The 6,117-nt window shown below is 70.9% G+C and carries 4 protein-coding genes and 1 pseudogene; all 5 read left to right on the top strand.

Going from position 1 to position 6,117, the window contains the following annotated elements:
- Positions 1-345: pseudogene (locus AC2W7J_RS14560) on the top strand (hypothetical protein); the annotation flags it as partial.
- A 9-nt stretch (positions 346-354) separates the two neighbouring features.
- Positions 355-1,626: an MFS transporter gene (locus tag AC2W7J_RS14555; protein ID WP_485983259.1), complete on the top strand. Its 1,272-nt coding sequence runs from the start codon at positions 355-357 to the stop codon at positions 1,624-1,626.
- A 404-nt stretch (positions 1,627-2,030) separates the two neighbouring features.
- Entirely contained in the window at positions 2,031-3,437 is a 1,407-nt protein-coding gene (locus AC2W7J_RS14550) for an alkaline phosphatase D family protein (RefSeq protein WP_485983257.1), read from the top strand.
- A 112-nt stretch (positions 3,438-3,549) separates the two neighbouring features.
- Positions 3,550-4,989 carry a cytochrome ubiquinol oxidase subunit I gene (locus AC2W7J_RS14545; protein ID WP_485983255.1) on the top strand — a complete coding sequence of 480 codons (1,440 nt, stop codon included), beginning with the start codon at positions 3,550-3,552 and terminating at the stop codon, positions 4,987-4,989.
- Between the two features lie 14 nt (positions 4,990-5,003).
- On the top strand, positions 5,004-6,117 hold a 1,114-nt coding region (gene cydB / locus AC2W7J_RS14540), incomplete at its 3' end, for a cytochrome d ubiquinol oxidase subunit II (RefSeq protein ID WP_485983254.1).

Raw genomic sequence — 6,117 nt, 5'->3', positions numbered from 1 at the left:
CGCCGAGCCGAGCATCGAGGTGGCGCCGAGTCCGGCGCGTGGACGCGGCGGCTCACGCCCCGCCACGCCGAGCTGCTCCTCGTGCTCGTCGGCGCGGGCGACACGGGGCTGAACGCCGCGGCCCTCGCGACGAGGTCTTCGCCGACCCGAGCCCGGGTCGTCACGGTCCGCGCCGAGATGTCCCGGCTGCGGCGGGTACTCGGCGGGCTGCTGCTCGCGCGCCCCTACCGAGTCGCCCCGACCGTCGACCTCGAGGTCCGGTGGCCGGCGAGCGGGACGCAGTTGCTGCCCGGAGCCAGCGCCCCCGTCGTCATCCGTGCGCGGGGGGCTCTGGCGCGGGCGTAGGGTGACGCGGTGCGTCGCCTCCGGGGCCTGCTGGCCGACACCCGTCCCCTGCAGGTGCCGGCATACCGGCGACTCTTCACCGCCCAGATCGTCACGGTCATCGGTGCACAGCTGACCGTCGTCACGGTGCCCGCCCAGATCTACTCGATGACCGGCTCGAGCGCCTACGTCGGGCTGACCGGCATCTTCGGGCTCGTGCCGCTCGTCGTCTTCGGGCTCTACGGCGGGTCACTGGCCGACCACTTCGACCGGCGTCGGATCCTCACCGTGACGACGTGGGGCCTGATCATCACCTCGGCCCTGTTCTTCGTGCAGGCCGCGCTCGGCAACACCAATGTCTGGCTGCTGCTCGCAATCTTTTCCCTGCAGCAGGCCTTCTTCGCGGTCAACCAGCCGACCAGGTCGGCGGTCCTGCCACGCATCGTGCCGGCCGAGCTCCTCCCTTCGGCCAACACGCTCAACATGACGGTCTTCACCGGCGGTGCCATCGCCGGCCCGCTCGTCGGTGGCGCGCTCATCCCCGTGCTCGGCTTCTCCTGGCTCTACCTCGCCGACACGATCTGCCTCTTCGCGACCCTGTGGGCGGTCATCTCGCTGCCGCCGCTACCGGTCGAGGCCGTCGCCGGGTCGACCCCGGGGCTGCGGTCGGTGCTCGACGGATTCGTCTACCTCGCCGGGCACCCGGTGCTGCTCATGTCCTTCGTCGTCGACCTCATCGCGATGATCTTCGGCATGCCGCGAGCGCTCATCCCCGAGATGGCGCACCTCGACTTCGGCGGACCGGTCGACGGTGGGCTGGCCTTCGCGGTGCTCTTCGCCGCCATGCCCGCCGGCGCCTTCCTCGGCGGGGTGATGTCCGGGTGGGTCTCGCGGGTGGAGCGGCACGGCCTGGCCGTCGTCGTCGCGATCCTCGTGTGGGGTGGCGCGATCACCGGCTTCGGCACCGCGGTCGCCCTCGCCGACGGGTCGGCCGGCCTCTGGCTCGCCGTCGCCGTCGTCTTCTTCGCGGCCGGCGGTGCTGCCGACGTCGCCTCCGCGGCCTTCCGCTCGACGATGCTGCAGAGCTCGGCCACCGACGCGATGCGCGGACGCCTGCAGGGTGTCTTCATCGTCGTCGTCGCCGGCGGCCCTCGCGTTGCCGACGTGCTCCACGGGCTCGTCGCCGGGCAGATCGGCGCGGCCACGACGACCATCGTCGGCGGCCTGCTCGTCATCGTCCTGACGTTGCTCGCCTCGGCGCTCGTGCCGGCCTTCGTGAGATATCGGGTGCCGCGGGGCTGACGCCGGTGGTCTCGAGGCTCGCAAGCTCGCACCTCGACCAACGGGGCGGATCTCGGGGGGTCTCGAGGCTCGCAAGCTCGCACCTCGACCAGCGGGTGGGCCGCTCCTCGACCAGCGTCGGGGAGGAGCCTGACCAAAGGCTGACCGGACCTTCATGCACGGACCACGCTGCGGGGCAGGCGGGTTCACTCAAGTCGGCGGACGGGTTCACCCGACGACGACAGGCTGCGGGCCATGACCCTCAGCCGTCGCCACGTCCTCGCCGGTGGTCTCGCCGCCGGCACCGCCACGATCATCGCCACGCCCGCCTCCGCCAGCACCCTCACCGCTGCGGGACCGGTGCGGACCTCCCCCTTCGCCCTGGGTGTCGCCTCGGGTGACCCGACCCCGACCGGCGTCGTCTTGTGGACCCGGCTGGCGGTGACCCGCTCGCCCCCGACGGCAAGGGCGGCATGCCCGGCCGGGACATCACGGTGCAGTGGGAGGTCGCCGACAACGACCGGATGCACCGTCCCGTCGCCCGCGGCGCGGTCCCCGCTCGGGCCGCCGACGCGCACAGCGTGCACGTCGAGGTCGAGGGCCTGCGGTCCGGCCGCGAGTACTGGTACCGCTTCCGCGTCGACGGCCACCTCAGCCCTGTCGGCCGCACCCGAACCGCCCCGCGGCGCGACGAGATGCCGGCATCGCTCGCGATGTCCGCGGCCAGCTGCGCCAACTGGGAGGCGGGATTCTTCACCGCCTATCGCTACCTCGCCGACGACGTGCCGGACCTCGTGCTCCACCTCGGCGACTACCAGTACGAGGGCAAGGGCACGACCAGCCCGGCCGCGCCGCGGGTCCACGCGGGCGACGAGACCGTGACGCTCGAGGGCTACCGCCTGCGGCACGCGCAGTACAAGACCGACCCCGACCTGCAGACCGCCCACGCCATCGCCCCGTGGCTTGTCGTCTGGGACGACCACGAGGTCGACAACAACTGGGCCGGCGGCGTCCCCCAGGACACCAAGGCGCCGGAGTGGAACGACACCCCCGAGCGCTTCCTCGCCCGGCGGGCCAATGCCTTCCGCGCCTACTACGAGAACATGCCGCTGCGCCGCTCCTCGATCCCCCGCGGCTCCGACATGCAGATCTACCGGCGCCTCGGCTGGGGCCGGCTGGCGAGCTTCCACATGCTCGACACGCGGCAGTACCGCGACGACCAGGCGTGCGACGACGGCTGGGACACCAACTGCGAGGCGGCACTCGACCCGAGCCGCACGATCACCGGCGCCGCGCAGGAGCAGTGGCTGCGAGAGGGCCTCTCCCGCAGCGGTGCTCGCTGGGACTTCCTCGGCCAGCAGGTCTTCTTCGCGCAGCGCGACGGCAAGGTCGAGCAGGACCTGCTCCACACGAGCAACGACGCGTGGGACGGCTACGTCGGCTCGCGCGACCGCGTCACCCGCGCGTGGACGGACGCCGGCGTGCGCAACCCCGTCGTCCTCACCGGTGACGTCCACAAGCACTGGGCCGCCGACATCAGGACCGACTACGCCGACCCCGACTCCCCCGTCGTCGGCACCGAGCTCGTCGCCTCGTCGATCACCTCGGGCGGCAACGGCAATGCCACGTGGTCGGACCCGATCATGGCGTGGAACCCGCACCTGAAGTTCTCCGGCGACCAGCGCGGCTACGTGCGCACGACGGTGACGCCGGCGGGGATGCGCGCGGACTTCCGCTCGGTCGACCGGGTGACGACGCGCGGTGGTGCCGCCTACACGCAGGCGAGCTTCGAGGTCGCGGACGGGCAGCGAGGGCTGCAGCGCGTGGGGTGACCCGTGGGCGAAGGGAGGCCCCGCCGCAGGTCACGCGGCGGGGCCTCCCTTCGTGCGGGTGTAGCATCTACTACGTCATGTCGTACTCATCGACGTAGTAGAAGGAACCGGGATGGACGTCCTCGACCTCGCGCGGTGGCAGTTCGCGATCACCACCGTGTACCACTTCTTCTTCGTGCCGATCACGATCGGGCTCTCCGCGATCGTCGCCTGGTACCACTCGCGGTGGATCCGCACGCGGGACGAGTCCCATCTGCGGATGGCGAAGTTCCTCGGCAAGCTCTTCACGATCAACTTCGCCCTTGGCCTGGTCACCGGCATCGTCCAGGAGTTCCAGTTCGGCATGAACTGGAGCACCTACAGCCGCTTCGTCGGTGACATCTTCGGCGCGCCGCTGGCCCTCGAGGCGCTGCTCGCCTTCTTCCTCGAGTCGACCTTCCTCGGCCTGTGGATCTTCGGCTGGGGCCGCATCCCCGAGCGCCTGCACGCGGCCTGCATGTGGATCGTGCACGTCGGCACCCTGCTGTCGGCCTACTTCATCCTCGCGGCCAACTCCTTCATGCAGCACCCCGTCGGCTACCGGATCAACCCCGAGACCGGTCGCGCCGAGATGGCCGACTTCGTCGCGATCCTCACCAACGAGGTCCAGCTCGTCGCCTTCCCCCACGTGATCACCGCCTGCTACCTCGTCGGTGGTGCTCTGGTCCTGGCCGTCGGGCTGCACAAGCTGCGCCAGACCGTGACGAAGGGGGGACCCGACACCGATCGCAGGATGTACCGACACGCGGCCCGCCTCGGTGCGGTCGTCGTCCTCGTCTCCGGTCTGGGTGTGGCCATCAGCGGTGACCTCCAGGGCAAGGTGATGACCGAGGTCCAGCCGATGAAGATGGCTGCGGCAGAGGCCCTTTACGACACCCCGCCCGAGGGCCAGTGCGCTCCCTTCTCCGTGCTGACCGTCGCCGGCCTCGGCGGCGAGGACCCCACGCACGTCATCGAGATCCCCTGCCTGCTCTCCTTCCTCGGCACCGGGAGCTTCGACGGGGAGGTCCGCGGCATCGCCGACCTCGAGGCCGAGTACCGGGCGAGCTTCGGCGACGACGAGCTGACGCAGGCCGACACCTACGTCCCACCGATCGCCATGACCTACTGGAACTTCCGCCTGATGATGGCCACCGGGTTCTTCGCCATGGCCGTCGGGGCCTGGGTCCTGTGGGCCACGCGCAAGGACCGGGTGCCGATGCAGCGGTGGGTCTTCCCGATCATCGTGCTCACCCCCCTCGCCACCGTCCTCGGGCACAGCTTCGGCTGGATCTTCACCGAGGTCGGCCGCCAGCCGTGGGTCGTCTTCGGCGAGATGGCCACGCACACGGCCGTCTCCCCTTCGGTCGGCGCCTCCGACGTGTGGACGTCGATGATCGTCTTCACCCTGCTCTACGGAGGCCTGGCCGTCGTCGAGGTCCGACTCCTCCTCTCCTACATCCGCGCGGGCGCCGAGCCCTTCGAGCAGCCACGCCTCGTCGAGGACGACGAGCCGCTCGAGTTCGCCTACTGACCGGGAGCACTGACATGGATCTCATCACCATCTGGTTCGTCCTGCTGGCGGTCCTGTGGACCGGCTACCTCGTCACCGAGGGCTTCGACTTCGGTGTCGGCATGCTCCTGCCCGTGCTCGACAAGGGTGGGGAAGAGCGGGAGACGCGGCGGCGCACGATGCTCACGACCATCGGCCCCCACTGGGACGGCAACGAGGTGTGGCTGCTCACCGCGGGCGGCGCGACCTTCGCGGCCTTCCCGCACTGGTACGCGACGATGTTCTCCGGCATGTACCTCGCCCTGCTGCTCCTGCTCGTCACGCTCATCCTGCGCAACATGGGGCTGGAGTACCGGCACAAGCGGCACGACCGTGAGTGGGTGCGCCGCTGGGACCTGGCGATCGTCGCCGGCTCCTACATCGCCCCCTTCGTCGTCGGTGTGGCCCTGACCAACCTCGTCGCCGGCCTGCCGATGACCGAGCACACGATGGGCAGCACCGCCTACACGGAGTTCGACGGCACCCTGCTCAGCCTCTTCACGCCGGTCGCGATCCTCGGCGGGCTCACCGTCGTCGCCGCCTGCCTCACCCACGGCGCGCACTTCCTCGCGCTCAAGACCGACGGCCCGATCCGCCAGCAGGCGCGCTCGGTCGCCACCCGCGGTGGCCTCGTCACGGCGGTGCTCGCCGTCGCGCTCTTCGTCTGGCTCGGCGTGCAGCGCGGCACCCCCGTCTCGTGGGTCGTCTCCGGCGTCGCCGCGGTGGCCCTGCTCGCCGCGATCGCGGCCAATGCGAAGGGGAGGGAGGGCTGGGCCTTCGTCGGCACCTCCGTGACGATCGGCCTGACGGTCGTCAGCTACTTCGTCATGCTGGCGCCCAATGCCATCAACGGCCGCGGCGACAGCCCCGACCTCACCCTCGAGGCCGCCGCGAGCTCCCCGATGACTCTGGAGATCATGACCTGGGCGGCCGTGGTCTTCACCCCGATCATGATCGGCTACACGGTGTGGACCTACTGGGTCTTCCGGCGGCGGCTGCGGGTCGAGCACATGCCCGAGCACGAGCCGGCGGGGCGCGGGGGCGCACTGACGATGCGGCCCTTCGACCCACGCCTGCTGCGGGGCGGTCCCGGCGACCCGCCGGCCGGTC

The organism is Janibacter sp. CFPM2_SD2 (genome assembly GCF_057364645.1).
This window is presented reverse-complemented; position numbering and strand designations above follow the sequence as displayed.